The sequence below is a fragment of the Pseudomonas sp. 4CAES_32.4 genome, from assembly GCF_058136335.1.
In genome coordinates this window covers 2,804,628-2,823,288 of the sequence record NZ_CM176882.1, presented here as the reverse complement: position 1 = coordinate 2,823,288, position 18,661 = coordinate 2,804,628, and the positions used below count along the sequence as shown (strand labels likewise).

16 protein-coding genes are annotated in these 18,661 nt (G+C 60.4%); 14 read left to right on the top strand and 2 right to left on the bottom strand.

Features of this window, described 5'->3' with window-relative positions:
* Nucleotides 1–98: 98 nt before the first annotated feature.
* Nucleotides 99–599 carry a thiol peroxidase gene (gene tpx / locus AC3Y64_RS12720; RefSeq protein ID WP_489987727.1) on the bottom strand — a complete coding sequence of 167 codons (501 nt, stop codon included), beginning with the start codon at nt 597–599 and terminating at the stop codon, nt 99–101.
* A gap of 342 nt (nt 600–941) precedes the next feature.
* Here tpx and AC3Y64_RS12715 point away from each other — a divergent pair, with 342 nt between their 5' ends.
* Entirely contained in the window at nt 942–1,367 is a 426-nt protein-coding gene (locus AC3Y64_RS12715) for a YciI family protein (protein ID WP_489987726.1), read from the top strand.
* A 55-nt stretch (nt 1,368–1,422) separates the two neighbouring features.
* On the opposite strand, the gene AC3Y64_RS12710 is transcribed toward AC3Y64_RS12715, so the two are convergent.
* Nucleotides 1,423–1,626: a cold shock domain-containing protein gene (locus AC3Y64_RS12710; RefSeq protein WP_489987725.1), complete on the bottom strand. Its 204-nt coding sequence runs from the start codon at nt 1,624–1,626 to the stop codon at nt 1,423–1,425.
* A 329-nt stretch (nt 1,627–1,955) separates the two neighbouring features.
* On the opposite strand from AC3Y64_RS12710, the gene AC3Y64_RS12705 reads away from it, so the two are divergent.
* The 13 genes from AC3Y64_RS12705 to AC3Y64_RS12645 all read left to right on the top strand — a co-directional run bounded on the left by AC3Y64_RS12705 (nt 1,956) and on the right by AC3Y64_RS12645 (nt 18,474).
* Nucleotides 1,956–2,744 carry a hypothetical protein gene (locus AC3Y64_RS12705; protein WP_489987957.1) on the top strand — a complete coding sequence of 263 codons (789 nt, stop codon included), beginning with the start codon at nt 1,956–1,958 and terminating at the stop codon, nt 2,742–2,744.
* 10 nt (nt 2,745–2,754) lie between these two features.
* Nucleotides 2,755–4,206, top strand: a complete 1,452-nt coding sequence (locus tag AC3Y64_RS12700) for a DUF1254 domain-containing protein (protein ID WP_489987724.1) — start codon at nt 2,755–2,757, stop codon at nt 4,204–4,206.
* A 13-nt stretch (nt 4,207–4,219) separates the two neighbouring features.
* Complete coding sequence (locus tag AC3Y64_RS12695; RefSeq protein WP_489987723.1) at nt 4,220–5,623, top strand: DUF1254 domain-containing protein; 1,404 nt, start codon at nt 4,220–4,222, stop codon at nt 5,621–5,623.
* Between the two features lie 16 nt (nt 5,624–5,639).
* Nucleotides 5,640–6,590 carry a SphA family protein gene (locus tag AC3Y64_RS12690; protein ID WP_489987722.1) on the top strand — a complete coding sequence of 317 codons (951 nt, stop codon included), beginning with the start codon at nt 5,640–5,642 and terminating at the stop codon, nt 6,588–6,590.
* Nucleotides 6,591–6,613: 23 nt separating this feature from the next.
* Nucleotides 6,614–7,594 carry an AAA family ATPase gene (locus AC3Y64_RS12685; RefSeq protein WP_489987721.1) on the top strand — a complete coding sequence of 327 codons (981 nt, stop codon included), beginning with the start codon at nt 6,614–6,616 and terminating at the stop codon, nt 7,592–7,594.
* Nucleotides 7,591–8,526, top strand: coding sequence for a DUF58 domain-containing protein (locus AC3Y64_RS12680; protein ID WP_489987720.1), 936 nt, complete (start codon nt 7,591–7,593; stop codon nt 8,524–8,526). Before AC3Y64_RS12685 ends, AC3Y64_RS12680 begins: the two co-directional genes overlap by 4 nt.
* Nucleotides 8,523–9,125 (top strand): DUF4381 domain-containing protein, encoded by a 603-nt coding sequence (locus AC3Y64_RS12675; RefSeq protein WP_489987719.1) that lies wholly within the window; start codon nt 8,523–8,525, stop codon nt 9,123–9,125. Before AC3Y64_RS12680 ends, AC3Y64_RS12675 begins: the two co-directional genes overlap by 4 nt.
* Entirely contained in the window at nt 9,112–10,104 is a 993-nt protein-coding gene (locus AC3Y64_RS12670) for a vWA domain-containing protein (protein WP_489987718.1), read from the top strand. Before AC3Y64_RS12675 ends, AC3Y64_RS12670 begins: the two co-directional genes overlap by 14 nt.
* A gap of 1 nt (nt 10,105) precedes the next feature.
* Nucleotides 10,106–11,686: a VWA domain-containing protein gene (locus AC3Y64_RS12665; RefSeq protein WP_489987717.1), complete on the top strand. Its 1,581-nt coding sequence runs from the start codon at nt 10,106–10,108 to the stop codon at nt 11,684–11,686.
* On the top strand, nt 11,683–13,107 hold the full coding sequence (locus AC3Y64_RS12660) for a BatD family protein (RefSeq protein WP_489987716.1): 1,425 nt from the start codon (nt 11,683–11,685) through the stop codon (nt 13,105–13,107). Before AC3Y64_RS12665 ends, AC3Y64_RS12660 begins: the two co-directional genes overlap by 4 nt.
* Nucleotides 13,104–14,126 (top strand): HAD family hydrolase, encoded by a 1,023-nt coding sequence (locus AC3Y64_RS12655; protein WP_489987715.1) that lies wholly within the window; start codon nt 13,104–13,106, stop codon nt 14,124–14,126. Before AC3Y64_RS12660 ends, AC3Y64_RS12655 begins: the two co-directional genes overlap by 4 nt.
* A gap of 71 nt (nt 14,127–14,197) precedes the next feature.
* A complete protein-coding gene (locus tag AC3Y64_RS12650; protein WP_489987714.1) occupies nt 14,198–15,778 on the top strand; it encodes an arylsulfatase in 1,581 nt (526 codons plus the stop codon).
* Between the two features lie 191 nt (nt 15,779–15,969).
* A complete protein-coding gene (locus AC3Y64_RS12645; RefSeq protein ID WP_489987713.1) occupies nt 15,970–18,474 on the top strand; it encodes a fused MFS/spermidine synthase in 2,505 nt (834 codons plus the stop codon).
* Nucleotides 18,475–18,661 lie beyond the last annotated feature (187 nt).

Genomic DNA, 18,661 nt, shown 5'->3' with positions numbered 1-18,661 from the left:
TTTACCTTCAACTTACGTTTCAAGGTGTGAGGCAAAACACTGATACACAAATGAAAACGGCCTGGACAGGGCCAGGCCGTTAACAATTGTAAAAGCGCTTACTTGAGAACGGACAGTGCCGCTTCGTAGTTAGGCTCTTCAGCGATTTCCTTGACCAGTTCGCTGTGCAGGACGTTGTCATTTTCGTCCAGCACCACCACCGCACGGGCGGTCAGGCCTTTCAGCGGGCCGTCAGCAATGGCCACGCCGTAATTCTCGATGAACTCGGCGCCGCGCAGGGTCGACAGGTTCTGTACGTTTTCCAGACCTTCGGCGCCGCAGAAACGTGCCTGGGCGAACGGCAGGTCAGCGGAGATGCACAGCACCACGGTGTTGCTGATGTCGTTGGCCTGAGCGTTGAACTTGCGCACGGAAGTCGCGCAGGTCGGCGTGTCAACGCTTGGGAAAATGTTCAGGACTTTGCGCTTGCCGGCGAAGTCATTCAGGGTGACGTCGGACAGATTGCCGGCAACCAGAGAAAAGGCTGGCGCCTTGGAACCGGCTTGTGGCAATTGGCCGTTGACTTGAACCGGATTGCCTTTGAGGGTGACTTGAGCCATGACTTGAGTCCTTCTAGTGTTTTGATTGGAAAGCATGCAAGAGGCCGAAGTTAACCACGAAATGGGCCGCCGACCTATGCCCTGTTTTGAAATTGTTGGGTGCCTGCGCGAAAAATTGTATACAAAACTACCGCCATTCCCCTGTAGGAGTGAGCCTGCTCGCGATAGCGGTGTGTCAGTCAACATCTGCTTATATGACACACCCCCATCGCGAGCAGGCTCACTCCTACAATTGGATCTGCGGTGTGAAAATTCTCCGCCTCTTTTACCAGAGACCCTGTCGATTCACGTGCAGCCCGTTCGACTACTTCACGAATCCCCTTAATTCACGGAGTACACGCCATGCGATTCATGATCTTTGTCAAAGCCAGTGCCGATTCCGAAGCCGGCATCATGCCCAGCGAAGAATTGATTACCGAGATGGGCAACTTCAACGAAGAACTGGCCAAGGCCGGGATCCTGGTGGAATGCGATGGCCTGCACCCCAGCAGCAAAGGCGCCCGCGTGCGTTTCTCCGGTGAAAATCGCACGGTGATCGACGGGCCGTTCATTGAAACCAAGGAATTGGTCGCCGGTTACTGGATCTGGGACGTGAAGTCGAAAGAAGAAGCGATCGAGTGGGTCAAGCGGTGTCCGAATCCGATGCCGGGGACTGAGTCCGAGATCGAGATTCGGCAGATCTTTTCGGCGGAGGATTTTGGTGCTGAGTTCACGCCGGAGGCGCGGGAGCAGGAGGAGCGGATTCGGGAGATGGCGAAAAAACGCTGATGCTTCCCTGAAACGGCGAGGGAGAACTTTCCCTCGCCCGATGGTCTGCATTCCGCTAGATAAGACGAGCAGATGTGGCGACGCAAATGCCTATGTCTTCTATGTATGTGTACTCCACTCTTGCGCCAACGATCAATGTGTCAAGTTCTTTCCAAGTGAAAAATTTTAAATCTAGTACAACCTCCTCTCCCCCTAAGTCTTGAGTGATGAATCCGAGATTCTTTTTAACGTTGAACCACCTGAGTGTTCCAGTAGCCATCTGTGTGCTCCTCCAAGTGATGGCGTATTACCTCCAGCAATACGCCTTTCCCCAATCAAACACCCACCCCCCCACCGCCCACAACTGTCATACCTGACAGGGTGTAAATATCCCCAGTACCCACCTTCCCCCCCGGCACAACCGTTTCAGTACACAATCCCCCGTGAACCCGTACACAAAACCAAAGAATTAATCCATTCGACTGGCTAACTCCCGATAAGCTGCTAGCGTCAATCGGACGTGTCCTACAGGCTTGATAAGAAAGGGATTACGCCGTAACGGCCGACCAACGCCGAGCTGTCTATAAGCCACCAAGGGATCGGGGAATGATGCGCAATCGAGTGGGGAAGGCCCTTTTTCTGGCGGGTTCGTTCGCGGCGGCATGTTGCGCGCAGGCGGACAACGCCGAGGACTCGAACAAAAGCAACAACCCGTTGAACGTCGCGCCCGGCGCCAATCTTCAGGATTACTACACCCCCAAACTTTACGACAGCAACGCGCATACCAATGACGTGTTGCTGCGCGGCACCCTGCCGATCGCGCCGAACGATTTCATCGGTGTGCCGCAACTGGTTCGCGCCACGCTGCCGATCAGCACCCGCCCCGATCCGCACAACGGTTACAGCACCGGCATTGGCGATCTGAACCTGTTCGATATCTTCATTCTGAAAACCGACGGCGTGCAGTTGGGCATTGGCCCGCTGATCACCGCGCCGACCGCCGAGCAGGACGAACTCGGCACCGGCAAGTGGCAAGGAGGTCTGGCCGCTGTGGCCATCGACTCCTCGCCGCGCGGCCTGCTCGGCGCGCTGGTGCAGTATCAGAGTTCCTTTGCCGGCGACAACGACCGCCCGCACGTCGAAAGCGCAACGATGCAGCCGTTCATCATCCACAACCTGGACAAAGGCTGGTATCTGCGTTCCACCGGCACCTGGACCTTCGACCTGAAAAACGACACCCACTACATCCCGATCGGCCTGGGCGTCGGCAAGGCCTGGAAGTCCGGCAGCAACATCCTCAACGCCTTCGTCGAGCCGCAATGGACGGTTGATCGCAAGGGCGATGGCCTGCCGCAATTCACCCTCTATGCCGGCCTCAACGTGACGTTTGGCAAGTAAGGAAATCGCTATGCACGTAGCCCTCAAAGCCGCCGGTTTCAGTTTGATGACGATGTTTGTCAGTTGTGGCGTCGGCGCCCAGGACCTCGATACCCCTATCGGCAAGATCGCTATGGAGGGCGAGCTGCCGAGCCATGACTCGATTGCCAAACTGTACGCCGAACTGGATTTCCAGCAGGCGACCCAGAGTTATCTGTGGGCCTTGCCGCTGGTGTCCTACGCCCAGTGGCAGGAAGAGTTTCGCAACAAGCTCGGCGCGCGCAGCGGCGATCTGATGGTGCTCAACAGCTACGAAGACAAGCTCGGGGTGATCACCGCCAATGCCACCACGCCTTACATTCTCGGATTCGTTGATCTGAGCGAAACCGGGCCACTGGTGATCGAGTTGCCGCCGGGGCCGACCGCTGGCGGCATCGGTGATTTCTGGCAGCGGGCTATCATCGACATGGGGCAGACCGGTCCCGATAAGGGTCAGGGCGGCAAATACCTGGTTCTGCCACCCGGAGCCGAACCACCAGCAGATGACGGCCGGTATTACCTGGCCAAATCGGAAACCATGAACGTGCTGGTGGGTTTCCGTGTGCTCGATCCGGACCCGGCCAAGGGCAAGGCACTGGTCGAGAAGTTCAAGATGTACCCGTACGCCCAACGCAATAAGCCGGGCGACACTCGCCTGCTTTCGCCGCAAGGCAAACCTTGGTCCGGCACGCAACCTCAAGGCATCGCCTACTGGGAACGCCTGCACCAGATCATTCAGAAGGAACCGGTCAACGAGCGTGACCGGTTCTACATGGCGATGCTTGCCAGCCTCGGTATCGAAAAGGACAAACCCTTCAACCCCAATACCCATCAACGTCAGGCCCTTGAGCAAGGTGCGCAGGTCGGCGAACTGATTGCCAAGGCCAACACCTTCGCCAAGCGTTTTCCTGACGCACAGTATTGGCCCGACCGGCACTGGGACACGGTGCTGAACATCGCCGAGCCATCCCAACGCGTGGCCTATTACGACCAGTTGTGGGAACGCAGTGCCTGGTTCTACGAGGCGGTCACCAACACCAAGGGCATGGTTTCCAAAACGCCGGGGCTGGGTCAGACCTACCTCGGCGCCTACACCGACGCCAAGGGTGACTGGCTCGACGGTGGCAAGAGCTATCGCCTGCACGTTGGCGCCAACCCGCCGGCCAAACAATTCTGGTCGATGACTGTTTACGACATCACCAGCCGCGGCCTGATCGACAATCCGCAGCGCAAGGCCGACCTTTCTTCGCGTCAGGATTTGCAGAAGAACCCCGATGGCTCGGTGGACCTGTACTTCGGCCCGACCGCGCCCAAGGGCCTGGAAAGCAACTGGGTACAAACCCTGCCCGGCAAACACTGGTTCAGTTATTTCCGTCTATATGCGCCGACTGAAGCGTATTTCGACAAGAGCTGGAAACTCGACGACATCACGCTCGCGCAATAAATAAGGACGCATCATGCACACACGCATTCTGTTGCTGACCAGCCTGACCCTCACTCTGAGCACCAGCGTCCTGGCCGACTTCAGCGCCAGCCCTGACGAAGCCCGGGGCATTGCCAGGGAAGCCTATCTGTATGGCTTCCCGGTGGTGGAAATGTACAAAACCCTCTACACCCAGGCCATCGACAGTAAAAGCCCCAACTACAAGGCGCCGCTGAACCAGATCGGCAACACGGCCAAAGCCTTCACCGCCAAGGACACCGCGTTTGTTACGCCCAACGCCGACACGCCCTACTCTTTCGTCTGGATGGATTTACGCGCCGAACCACTGATCCTGACGCTGCCACCGATCGAAGAACATCGCTATTACTCGGTGCAACTGATCGACGCCTACACGCAGAATTTCGCCTATCTGGGCACGCGCAGCACCGGCAACAACGGTGGGCATTTCATGATTGCCGGGCCGGATTGGCAAGGTCAGCAACCGGTCAACATCGACCGCCTGCTGCGCAGCGAAAGCAACATCACCTACGCGCTGTACCGCACGCAGTTGTTCGATGAAAAGGACCTGGCCAAGGTCAAGCAGATCCAGAAAGGCTACAAAGTAGAAACCCTCAGCCACTACCTCAAACAAAAAGCCCCGGCCCCGGCACCCAAGGTCAACTGGCCGAAACCCACGCCGACCATGAGCGAAACCCCGGAGCTGTTTCGTTACCTGAATTTCATGCTGGCGTTCACGCCGCCGCAGGATGTCGAGAAGGATCTGCTCGCACGATTCGGCAAAATCGGCATCGGCGCTGGCCAGCCGTTCGACCTGAAGAAACTCTCAGCCGAGCAGCGCAAAGCGCTCGAAGACGGCATCAGCGATGCCAAAGCCGAATTTGCCGCGTTCAAAAAGGACAAGGTCGACACCCATCAAGTGACCAGTGGGGATTTCTTCGGCACCCGCGATCACCTCAAGGGCAATTACCTGTACCGCTACGCTGGCGCCAACATGGGCATCTTTGGCAACTCCGCTGAAGAAGCGAATTACATCGGCTATTTCGTCGACAAGGACGGCCAGCCTGTCGACGCCTCGAAAAACGATTACACCCTGCATTTCGACAAGGGCGCCCTGCCCCCGGCAGATGCGTTCTGGTCGCTGACGATGTACGACGGCAAGACCAAACTGTTGGCGGCCAACCCGCTGAATCGCTACCTGACCAACTCGCGAATGCTGCCGGATCTTGCGCTGGATGCCGACGGCGGCCTGACCCTGTATGTGCAGCACAACAACCCCGGCGAGGACAAACAGGCCAACTGGCTGCCAGCGCCGAACGGGCCGTTCTACGGGATCTTGCGTCTGTACCTGCCAAAACCGGAAGTCGCCAGCGGCGCATGGAAAATGCCGCCACTGACCCCGGTCAACCCAAAACAATAAGCGGAGTCATTGATTGATGGTCAAGCCTAACGTTGTGCGCCCGTTACTGGCGCTGTGCATGATCGGCAGTCCTCTGCTTTACGCAGCGGAGGGCGGCGTCGGCCGACCGATTACCGGTCAACAGGTGTTTTCCAACGCCGGGATCGTGCCGCCCGAGCCCGGCTGGGTGATGTCGCTGACCAGCATCTGGTACGACGGCTCGCTCAAGGGCAGTGACGGTGCACCGATTTCCGGCGCCGTCAGCGGCGGGATCGACATGAAAGTGTCTTACACCATGGGTAACTTCACCCATGTCTGGGACACCGGCAAAGGTCGCTGGAACTATGCCTCGGCGATTGGCGTACCGGTGCAATACACCGACATCAAGGCCAGCATCACCGGCCCGCGCGGTCGGACCCTGGGCGACAGCGACTCCGGTACGCAATTCGCGGACGCCCTGATCACGCCGATTGCCGCAGGCTATCACTTCGACGAGTTCAACCACATCTCGTTTTCGCTGCCGATCTACGTCCCCACTGGCGCCTACAACAAGGATCGCCTGGCCAACCCCGGGCAGAACAACTACACGTTCATGCCGACCGTGGCGTTCACCCATCTGGACGGCAAGGGCGGCGAATTCAGCCTGATGAGCGCGTTCGAGCGCTACACCGAAAACGATGCAACCGACTATCGCAACGGCAACATCTTCCGCCTCGACGCCCTGTGGACGCTCGGCTTCGGTGAGGGCTGGAGTGCCGGTGTCGCCGCCGGTTATATCCAGCAACTGACCGACGACAAAGGCCAGACCGCCAATACGTTCAACGGCTATCGCGGACGCTCGGTCGGTGCCGGCCCCGTGATCGGCTGGAGCGGAAAATTCGCCGACGCCCAAGCCAACATCAGTGCGCGCTGGGTGCCGGAGTTCGACACCAAAAATCGCCCTGAAGGCAACGGCTTCAGCGTCAACCTGACCCTGGCGTTTTTCTAGACCGGACACAAAGGACTGCTGCGATGACTGCACTTACCGACCTCAACGCCCTGCAAGCGAGCATCGCCGAAGCGGTGCTCGGCCAGGATAAAGTGATCCGGCAGATTCTGCTGGGCCTGCTGGCCAACGGGCATTTGCTCCTGGAAAGTCTGCCGGGGCTGGCCAAGACCCGCACGGTCAAAGCCTTGGCCAAGCATCTGGACGCGAAGATGAGCCGCATCCAGTTCACCCCCGATCTGCTGCCGTCGGACATCACCGGTGCCGAGGTGCTGCATCAGGTCGAAGGCAAAAACGAGATCCGCTTTCAGCCCGGCCCGTTGTTCGGCAACCTGATTCTGGCCGACGAAATCAACCGTGCCCCGGCGAAAGTGCAAGCAGCGCTGCTCGAAGCCATGGAAGAACGGCAGATCACCGTGGCCGGCAACAGCCATGCGCTACCGGATCTGTTCATCGTCGTCGCGACACAGAACCCGATTGAACAGGAAGGCACCTATCCGCTGCCCGAGGCGCAGATGGATCGCTTTCTGATGAAAGTATTGCTCGACTACCCGAGCGCTGAGAACGAGAGCCAGGTGCTGCGTCTGTTGCGCAACGAAGAGTTCGCTCAGGGCGCCAGCACCACGCCGGCCAAGGGTTTCAGCCTGTCGCAGGACGTGATCTTCGCCGCACGCAAAGAAGTCAGCGCGGTGCATGTGTCGCCGGCCATCGACAGCTACCTGATCGACCTGATCAACGCCACCCGCCACCCCGGCGACTATGACGAAGACCTCGCGCGCTGGATCAGCATCGGCGCGAGCCCGCGTGGCGGCATCGGTCTGGATCGTTGCGCGCGTGCCGATGCGTGGTTGCAGGGCCAGGATTTCGTTTCACCGGACAACGTGCGGGCGGTGGTGCATCCGGTGCTGCGTCATCGTTTGCAGCTGAGCTACGACGCGGTTGCCGATGGGGTCAGCGCCGATCAGGTGCTGGACCGGATTCTCGACAAAGTGGCGATTCCGGCATGAACGATGAAGGCCTGGTCTACGTCTCTCTCGCGCAATTGATGGCGCTGGAGTTCAAGGCCCGTGACCTGAGTTTTCTCGCCCGCCAGCCGCAGGGCAGCATCCTCGCCGGCAATCACGCCTCGCGCCTGCGCGGTCGCGGCCTGAACTTTGACGAGCTGCGCCGCTATCAGCCGGGTGATGATTTGCGCCACCTCGATTGGCGCGCTTCGTTGCGCACCGGCAAACCAGTGGTGCGCACCTTCACCGAAGAGCGTGACCGCCCGGCGCTGATCGTGGTCGATCAGCGCATGTCGATGTTCTTCGGCTCCCAGCGCAGTTTCAAATCCGCGGTGGCGGCCGAACTAGCAGCACTGGCGGCATGGATGGTGTTCCATGCCGGCGACCGGGTCGGCGGACTGGTGTTCAACGATCAACGCATCGACAGCGTCGCCCCGCTGCGCAGCCGCAAACGCGTGGAAGCGCTGCTCAGCCGTATCGCCGAACAGAACCGCGCGCTGGACGCGAGCAACCCGGATGCCGAGGACGAAGACCAACTGGACAAGGTCTTGCAGCGCTGCCTCGCACTGGCCGGACATGACCACTTGATCTGCATCATCAGCGACTTCGCCGGAGCCGGTGAGCGCACCTTGCAACTGATGCGGCAACTGTCGGCGCACAACGATGTGATTGCCCTGCAAGTCTACGATCCGCTGGCCTTGAAGCTGCCAACCAACGGTCGCTTGCTGGTCACCCAGGGTGAGTTGCAGGTGGAATTGGCCATCGAAAAACGCAACGTGCACCAACCCTTGGGCGATTTTCTCAGTGGTCGGCTCAAGGACGTCGCCACCCTGCTGCGCCGCAGCCAGGTGCCACTAATGATGATCAGCACCGCCGAAGAAGCTCATGCGCAACTGCGCGCCGAACTGGGCAGAAGTACCGGAGCACGGCGTTGAATCCGAATATCCCGAGCATCGACCAACTCAAGGAGTTGGGCCTGCCTGCGCCGGTCAGTTATGCGCCGCAGACGTGGGGCTGGTGGGTGTTGCTGGCGTTGCTGGTGTTGGCGGCGGTGTTGATTGGCACGCGGCGGTATCTGCAATGGCGGCGGGATGCTTATCGGCGTGAGGCTTTGGCGCGTTTGGCGCAGTTGCGCGGTCGCAGTGATGATTTGAATGCGCTGCGCGAATTGCCGGAGCTGCTCAAACGCGTGGCGATCTCGATGCCTAAACAGAAACATCATTGGTGGAACACGGAACCTGTGGGAGTTGGCTTGCCAACGATGAGGCAATCACATCCGACATCTGCGTTGGCTGACAGGACGCCATCGCTGGCAAGCCAGCTCCCACAGGGACCGGCGGCGCTTGGGAAAGAGGATTGGCAAGTTTTCCTGCAGCAGCACAGCAAGAAGCAACTGCCGACCGACTTCAGCGCCCAACTCGCACAACTCGCCTACGCCCCCGACGACACCCTGCGCGCCCTCCCCGCACCCCAGCGCCAGGCACTGTTCGACACCTGCCAACATTGGGTGGAGCATCATCATGTGGCAGCTTGATTACCCGTGGCTGTTGCTGCTGTTGCCACTGCCCTGGCTGGCCTACCGTTACCTGCCCGCTTACAAAGAGGCGCGCAGTGCGGTGCGCGTACCGTTTTTCAGCGCCATGAGTCGTGCAGTCGGTGAAGCCCCGAGCAACGCCGGCAGCCGCCGCAATGTCTGGCAGTTGCTGCTCAATCTGCTGGTCTGGGCGCTGATCCTGTTGGCGGTGGCCCGTCCGGTGTTCGTCGAAAAACCGATCGAACGCCAGCAGCCGGTGCGCGACCTGATGCTGGCCATCGACATTTCGCAATCGATGGAAACCGAAGATTTCACCAACGCCAACGGCGAGAAAATCAACCGCCTCGCTGCCGTCAAAGAGGTCGTGCAAGGTTTCATCGACAAGCGCAAGGACGACCGCCTCGGCCTGATCGTGTTCGGCAGCGGCGCATACCCGCAGGCACCGTTGACCCTCGACCACGCCAGTCTGTCACTGCTGTTGGCTGACACCGGCATTGGCATGGCCGGGCCCAACACCGCGATCGGCGACGCCATCGGCCTGAGCCTGAAGTTGCTCGACAAAGCCCACGAACAGGAAAAAGTCCTGATTCTGCTGACCGATGGCAACGACACCAGCAGCGCGATTACCCCCGATCACGCCGCCGAAATGGCCGCCAACAAAGGCGTGATCATTCACACCATCGGCATTGGTGACCCGAGTGCCGACGGCGAAGCCAAGGTCAATCTGCCAGGACTTGAGCAGATCGCCAAAACCACAGGCGGCCAGTTCTTCCGCGCCGAAGACCGCAGCGCGCTGGACCGGGTCTACAGCACCCTCGATCAACTGACCCCGCATCAGGTGCAAACCCTCAGCCATCAGCCCCAGCGCGAATTGTTCCATTGGCCGCTGGGGGCGGCGCTGGTGCTGCTTGCGCTGTATCAACTCGGCGCACTGCTGCGTCCGCGCCTGTCACTCGCCCGTCAGCGACAGGAGGCCTGAGATGGACATCAACCTCAGCGACTTCCACTTCCTGCGTCCACTGTGGCTGCTGCTGGCGCTTTTCGGCGCGTTGCTGCCGCTGATCTGGCGGCGCAGTCGCGACCTTCAGCGAAGCCTGCGCGGCAACATCGCCGAGCATCTGCTGCCACACCTGCTAGTCACCCCGCAGGATCATCAACGGCTGCGGCCAGTGCATCTGCTTTGCGCCTTGTTGATTCTCGGCGCGGTGGCTGCGGCCGGGCCAACCTGGGAACAGGATCGACCGGACTTCCTCGAAAACCGCGCACCGTTGATCGTCGCCGTGGATCTGTCGCCATCGATGGACGCCAGCGATGTCCAGCCGACGCGTCTGGAAGCCGCCAAACACAAGCTGCACGACCTGATTCAGCGGCGGGCTGGCGCACGCACCGCGTTGATCGCTTACGCCGGCAGCGCGCACCTGGTGCTGCCGCCGACCGATGACCCCGCGCTGCTCGACACCTTCATTCAAGCGTTGGGCACCGGCCTGATCGACAAACCGGGTAAGGATGTCGGCGCGGTCATCGATCAAGCCAAACGCTTGCTCAGTGCCGAGAAAACGCCGGGCAGCCTGCTGCTGATCACTGATGGCGCCGAGACCGCGCAACTCGACAGCCTCGACAAACGCCTCAGCGGCAGTCAGTTGCAAGTCTTGGTACTGGCGGTGGGCAGCGAGGACGGCGGGATTGTTCAAAGCGCTAGCGGCCAACCGAAAATCGACAGTAACGGGCGGCCGATCGTCGGCAGTTTTGATCAAGCGGCGCTCAAGCAACTGGCTTCGGCAACCGACGCGCCGCTCGGCAGCCTGACCCTCAACGACGATGATCTGGACTGGATCGACCTGCACGCCCAGCAGCATTTTCAGAGTGCCAGCGCCGAACAACGTGAACTGCACTGGAAGGACGCCGGTTACTGGCTGTGCTGGCCGCTGCTATTGCTGGCGCTGTTCAGCGTGCGCAAGGGCTGGAGCGTCAATTGGATGCCGGCGCTGCTGTTGGCCGCCGGCCTTGGCTGGCCATCGGCACCGGCGCAGGCCAATGCCTTGACCGACGCGTTTTTCACCCGAGACCAGCAAGGTCGCTGGGCCTTTGAGCACGAACACTGGCCGCAGGCCGCCGCGCTGTTTGTCGACCCCTACTGGAAAGGGGTCGCGGCCTATCACGCGGCAGATTACGACCTCGCCCTGGCGACCTTTGCGCGTCTGGACACACCACAGGCGTATTTCTATCTGGGCAATATTTACGTGCGTCGCTTCAAGTTCGATCAGGCGATTGCCGCTTACACCCAAGCCCTGAAACTGCAACCGCAATTTCCCGAGGCGACCGCCAATCTGGCGCTGGCCCAGGCTCTGTTGAAAGACACAGAAAGCGCGGAAAAGAACGCACCGGAAACCAAACCGGACGAAGTGAAATTCGACAAGGCGCCGGGCAAGGGCCAGAGCAAGAAAGTCGAGTCCGAGCAGGCCGCGTCCGATGCGCTGTGGTTGCAGAATCTGACGACATCGCCGGCGAAATTTCTCAAGCAGAAGTTCAGCTTGCAGGATCAGGTTGGGGCCAAGCCATGATTCATCGAAACCCTGCTGCCGCCATCGCTGGCAAGCCAGCTCCCACAGTGGATCTCCGTTCACCGCATCTCCCCTGTGGGAGCTGGCTTGCCAGCGATGGGGCCCGAGCAGTCAGCACAAAAATCAGCATTGTGTTGCTGACCAGCCTGCTCAGCCTCAATACCTTCGCCGCCGAACCCCAACTCATAATCCAGGCCCACCTGCAACCCGCCGAAGGCGCGATGGTCGGCGGTCTGGTCGAACTGCAACTCGACGTCCTCACCGACACCTGGTTCACCAGTGCCGCCACCCTGCCCGAGCTGAAACTCGACGGCGCTCAGGTCATGCCACCGAACGGTCAGGCCCAGCACCTCAACCAGACCATTGATGGGCAATCCTTTAACGGCTTGCGCTACAGCTACCTGATCACCCCGAATGTCGCGCGCAGCTTCAACATTCCAGCGCTGACTGTGCGCGCCACGCCCGGCCAGTCCAGCACCGAGATCAGCGCGCAGAGCCAACCGGTGCAGTTCAGCGCCGCCCAGCCACCGGGGTTCAAACCCGGAGAAACGCCACTGGTCGCCACAGGCCTGCGCTTCACGCAAAGCATCGTCAATTCGGCCACCCCGCTGAAAGTCGGTGACAGCATCACCCGTCAACTGAACCTGCTAGCCAACGGTGCATTGGCGATGGCCCTGCCCGTTCCAGCGCTGGACGATGTCGCCGGCCTGAGCCGTTATGTGAAAACCCCGCAAGTCACCAGCCTCGATGACGGTCGCGGCGACATTCTCGGCGGTCAGCGCATTGACAGTGTCAGCTATCGCATCGACAAGGCCGACGCCTACACCCTGCCGGCGATCGCGGTGAAGTGGTGGGATTCTGCTGCAAAACAGACCCGCACCACGCAGGTGCCCGCCGTAACGTTCGAAGCAGTGGCCAACAGCGCTTATAAACCGGTGTTCTCGATCAGCGAAGACCTGAAACAGCTCGGCCAGAGTCGTCTGTATTTGTCCACGCGCTGGCTGGTGTGGGTGAGTCTGCTGGTGGCGCTGATCGGCGTCGGTTATCTGAGCCGCCCGGCCCTCACCCGTGGCTGGCAACGCTGGCAGGCGCGCGAACACGCGCGGCAACTGGCCTGGCAGCAATCACCCGACTACGCCTGGCGAAATATCAACGCCGAACTGCAAGCCAAACCTGCGCAACTGACGGCGCTGTATCTCTGGCTACGCCGCAGTCGGCTGGGCCTGAAACTGGTAGACGCCGGGCCGCGTCTGCAGGGGCTGTTACGCGGGCTTTACGGTCGCCAGCCAACCGCCGAGCAAACACTCGTTCAACTGCGCGAATCCTTGACTACGCTTCACAGTCAGGTCCAACAGCAGCAGGTAAAACCGGCGTCAGCCCTGCGCCCGCTCAATCCCGTTCACGAGAAGGATTTCCCATGACGAACCCGATGCTGTACCGCCAACGTTTCGGACTCGCCCTGCTGTTCAGCCTGGCATTGCCCCTGCTTGCGCAGGCCAGCGAGCCGCTACCGTCGTGGAATGACGGACCGGCGAAGAAAAGCATCATTGAATTCGTCCAGGCCGTCACCGACCAGACCAGCAAGGATTTCGTCAAACCGGCCGAGCGCATCGCCGTGTTCGATAACGACGGCACGCTGTGGAGCGAGCAGCCGATGTATTTCGAGTTGCTGTTTGCGCTGGACGAGGTCAAACGGACGGCGGCGCAGCACCCCGAATGGAAAACCACCCAGCCGTTCAAAGCGGTGCTGGAAAACGACCACAAGGCCCTCGCGGCGTCGGGCATGGACGGCTTGTTGAAAATCGTCGGCGCGACCCACACCGGCATGACCACCGAAGCTTTCGATGACTACGCCAAGACCTGGCTCAGTCAGGCGCGCCATCCGAAAACCGGCAAGCCGTACACCGAGATGATCTTCCAGCCGATGCTGGAAATGCTCGATTACCTGCGCAAACAGGACTTCAAGACCTACATCGTGTCCGGCGGCGACACCGGGTTCATGCGCGCCTTTGCCGAGAAGGTTTACGGCATTCCACCGGAACAGGTGATCGGCACTACGTTCATCACTTCATTCCAATACAAGGACGGCAAGGCCTCGATCGTGCGCACGCCGAAACTGGCGCACAACGACGACGGCCCCGGCAAGCCGGAGAGCATCGATGCGGTGATTGGCCGCCGGCCGATCCTCGCCTTCGGCAACTCCGACGGCGACCTGCAGATGCTGCAGTGGACGGCGGCAGGTTCCGGCAAACGCCTGATGGGTCTGGTGCATCACACCGACGCCAAGCGCGAGTGGGCCTATGACCGCAAATCCGATATCGGGCGGCTCGACAAGGCGCTCGACGAAGCAAATTCCCGTGGCTGGACCGTGGTCGATATGGCGAGCGAATGGCGCCGGATCTACCCGTTCGAGCCAGCGGTCACCGAGCAGGTGCAATAAGAAAAGCGTGATGCAGGACGGCAATAAACGTTAGTCGCAATAAACGACCCCCGCGAAAAGGAGCAAGTCAGATGACTCGCATACGCAAGTGGCTACCGAAATTCGCCCTGGTGGCAACCTCGGTGATGGCGCTGTCGGCAACTGCCACAGCGGCTGAAAAACCCAACATTCTGGTGATCTTCGGCGATGACATCGGCCAGACCAACATCAGCGCCTATTCCATGGGCGTGGTTGGATACAAGACCCCGAACATCGACCGCATCGCCAAAGAAGGCATGATGTTCACCGATTACTATGCGGAGAACAGTTGCACGGCTGGACGATCCTCGTTCATCACCGGCCAGACGCCGCTGCGTACGGGCCTTTCGAAAGTGGGCCTGCCGGGCGCAACTGTCGGCCTGCAAAAACGTGACATCACCATTGCTCAAGCGTTGAAATCGCAAGGTTACGCCACCGGCCAGTTCGGCAAAAACCACCTCGGTGACCGCGACGAATATCTGCCGACCAACCACGGTTTCGACGAGTTTTTCGGCAACCTGTACCACCTTAACGCCGAAGAAGAGCCGGAACGCGAGAACTGGCCCAAGGACAACCCCGAGTTCACCAAGGCCTTTACGCCGCGCGGCGTGATTCACAGTTTTGCCGATGGCAAGATCGAAGACACCGGCGCCCTGACCACCAAGCGCATGGAAACCATTGACGACGAAACCACCGCTGCAGCCCAAGCCTTTATCGAGAAGCAGGCCAAGGCGGACAAGCCGTTCTTCGTGTGGATGAACACCACGCGCATGCACTTGTTCACCCATGTGCGTGATTCGATGAAAGGCCAGAGCGGGATGGCCGGCAACGAGTACGCCGACGGCATGATTGAACACGACGGCGACGTCGGCAAACTGCTGAAAACCCTCGATGACCTGAAAATCACCGACAACACGATCGTCGTCTACACCACCGATAACGGTCCGAACCAGTTCTCCTGGCCGGACGCCGCAACTACACCTTTCCGTAACGAGAAAAACTCGAACTGGGAAGGTGCGTTCCGGGTTCCGGCAATGGTGCGCTGGCCAGGCAAGATCAAACCGGGCGAGGTCTCCAACGAGATGTTCTCCGGTCTGGACTGGTTCCCGACGCTACTCGCCGCTGCCGGTGATGCGGGTGTGAAAGACAAGTTGCTCAAAGGTTGGGCACCGGCGTCCGGCGGCGCCAACTATAAGGTGCATCTGGACGGGTACAACCAACTGCCGTACCTGACCGGTCAGCAACCAAAGGGTGAACGCAAAGAGTTTTACTATTTCAACGACGATGGCGTGCTGGTGTCGATGCGTTACGACAACTGGAAAGCGGTCTTCTGCGAACAGCGTGAACCGGGCGGCTTCAAAGTCTGGAGCGAACCGTTCGTATGCCTGCGCGTACCGAAAATTTTCAACCTGCGCATGGATCCGTATGAACGTGCGGACGTCGTTTCCGACCAGTACTCTGACTGGACGACGAAGAACGTTTACCTGACAGAGGTCGCCGTGATGAAGTCCGCCGCATTCCTGCAGACTTTCGTCGATTACCCACCTAGCCAGAAACCGGCCAGCTTCAGCATTGACCAGATCCGTGCTGCGGTAGACGCCAAAATTGCAGAAAAAATGAAAGCTGCAGAGTAACACCGCAAGACTGCCGCCCGCCGTCACCGGCGGGTGGACTTATTGTTGACTTGGGACCGTGTCGGCCCCAATCGCCAGCAGGGCTGGCTCCCACAGGGGATTTGTGGCGTATACCCGTTCCCTGTGGGAGCTAGCCCTGCTAGCGATGAGGCCCGCACAGTCACAATGACTTTTGAACTAAGGCGTCCGCAATGTCCTCACGTATCGCCAGCAAGCCCTCGGCCATACCCGTTCCGCAATCCACCTCTGCAGCCCTGCTCATTCCCGCTCTGTTGCTGTGCATCTCTGGTGCTGCCGCATTGGTGTATCAAGTGCTGTGGATCAAACAGCTGTCGCTGGTGGTCGGCGTCGAGGTCTACGCGATCACCACCGGCATCAGCGCATTTTTCGCCGGGCTGGCCATCGGTGGCTGGCTGTTCGGGCGCTGGGCAGATCGCTTGCAGCAACCGGTTCTGCTCTACGCCGGACTGGAAGTGTTGGTAGCACTTCTCGGCGTCGGCGCAACGGTTGCCATGAGCGTGGCGGCCAGTCCGTTTGCCTGGCTGCAAGGACACGTCGGGATCTTCGCCTGGCTGCTGCCGTTCGCTTTGGTCGGCATCCCCGCCGTACTGATGGGCGGCACACTGCCGGTGCTGGTGCGTTCGCTGGCGACTGATCCCGGCAAGGCCGGCGGTCAGTTGTATGCGGCGAACACTTTGGGCGCGATTGTTGGCACCCTGTTGGCGGCGTTTGTGTTGATCGCCACGCTCGGCGTGCGCGGCAGTGCGTTGTTTGCGGCGATGCTCAATCTGTTGGCCGCCGTCGGCGCGTTATGGTTTGCCCGGCAACAGCCGGCGCCTGTGACAATCACCGTCGAACATCACAGCGAAACAGCCCCGGATCGCACCGCGCTCTGGTTGTACGCCATCGCCGGCGGCGTCGCCCTCGGCTACGAAGTGGTCTGGTCGCAATCGATCGTGCAGTTCATGAGCACCCGTACCTATGCGTTTGCCGTGGTGCTGGCGACCTACCTCACCGGGCTGTTTATCGGTAGCGCCCTGCTCGCCCGCCGCGTTGAACGGATTCGCGATCCGTGGGGTGTGTTCGGTTTGCTGATTGCCGGCGCCGGGCTGATCGCGTTGCTGGAGATCGCCGTGCTCGGGCGCTGGTTGATCCTCGCCCAAACCCAGGCCGAAATGTGGCTGCTGAGCTTGGGCGCCAGTGATCTGGCCGGCATGAGCGCACGCTTTGCCGTGGCGGCGCTGAGCATCGTGTTTGTGCCGACCTTACTGCTCGGCGCGGCGTTTCCTCTGGCGCTGCGTTTGAGCGTCGGTCAGGAGCGTGTCGGGCGCGATGTCGGCGCCGTGGTCGCCTTCAATACGCTGGGCGGGATTGTCGGCGTGATGCTGTGCGGTTTCCTGTTGATTCCGCTACTGGGATTGGTGCGCACTTTGGGTCTGCTGGCGCTCATCGCTGCTGGCATCGGCTATTTCGCCGTGCGCAAAGGACACCATGTCAAGAAAGGCCGGCGTCAGGCGGTGGTCGCGCTGGGTCTGGTGTCAGTGGCCTTGGCCGTGTTTACACCGGTCGACAAGCTCGCCAGCCTGTTGCCCGGCGCGCGCAACGGCACTCTTTCGTTTTATGAAGAAGGTCGTGGCGGCACCGTCGCGGTGGTCGCGCAAGGTCGTGGCGAAAACATTTTCCACCGTTTGTACATTCAGGGCGTCTCAAATACGGGCGACGCGATGCCGTCACTGCGCTACATGCGCATCCAGGCGTTGCTGCCGCTGCTGATCCACAACGGCGAACCGCGCTCGACGCTGGTGATCGGTTTCGGCACCGGCATCACCGCCGGCGCGATGCTGCGTTATCCGGGGCTGGAACATCGCGTGGTGGCCGAACTGCTGCCGTCAGTGGTCAAGGCTGCGCCGCTGTTCAAAGGAAACTTCAACGCGGCCAGCGACCCCGGCGTCGATGTACGTCTACGCGATGGCCGTCAGGAACTGCTGCGCAGTGCGCAAACCTACGATTTGATCACCCTCGAGCCGCCACCGCCGTCTGCTGCTGGCGTGGTCAATCTGTATTCCCGGGACTTCTACCAACTGGCCGCCAGCCGTCTGGAGCAACAAGGCATCGTCGCGCAGTGGCTGCCACTGCCGACGCAGAACATCGACGACTCGCGCTCGCTGGTGCGCAGCTTCCTCGATGTGTTCCCGTACGCGTCGTTGTGGACCAGTGAGTTCCACGAGATGTTGCTGGTCGGGTCGATGCAGCCGATGCAACTGGATGCCGCGAAAATCACCGAGCGGTTTCAGCAGGACAGCGTGCGCAGCACCTTGCAGGATGTCGGCATCGGCTCCGCTGCTGCCCTGCTCGCCACTTGGGTGACCGATCGCGCAGGTCTTGAACGCTTCGCCGCCGACGCCCCGGCGGTGACCGACGATCAGCCACGCATCGAATACGCGCCCTGGGTGCGCAGCAAGGAAATCACTCGGGTGCTGCCAGCGTTGCTCGATCTGTATCAGCCACCGTCATTGGTCAATGCCGATGCCGGGTTCACCGAGCGCATGGAAACCCATCGCCAGCGCTTGATGCAGTTTTATCGGGCGAGCCTGCATGCCTACGACGGTGATCGGGATGCGTGGGGACGGGATATGCGCGAGGTGATGCAGTGGGATGGTGCGAATCCGTATTTCCGTTGGTTTACCGGCAAATGATTCAGCGCCTGATACACCGCTATCGCTAGCAGGGCTAGCTCCCACAGGGTTTTGCAGTGTTCGCAAAATCCCCTGTGGGAGCCAGCCCTGCTGGCGATGGGGCTACTAGCCCCGGTGCATTATTTGGATTCTGACTGGCCTCTCACAGGGAAAATGTGAACGCAACAAATCCCCTGTGGGAGCCAGC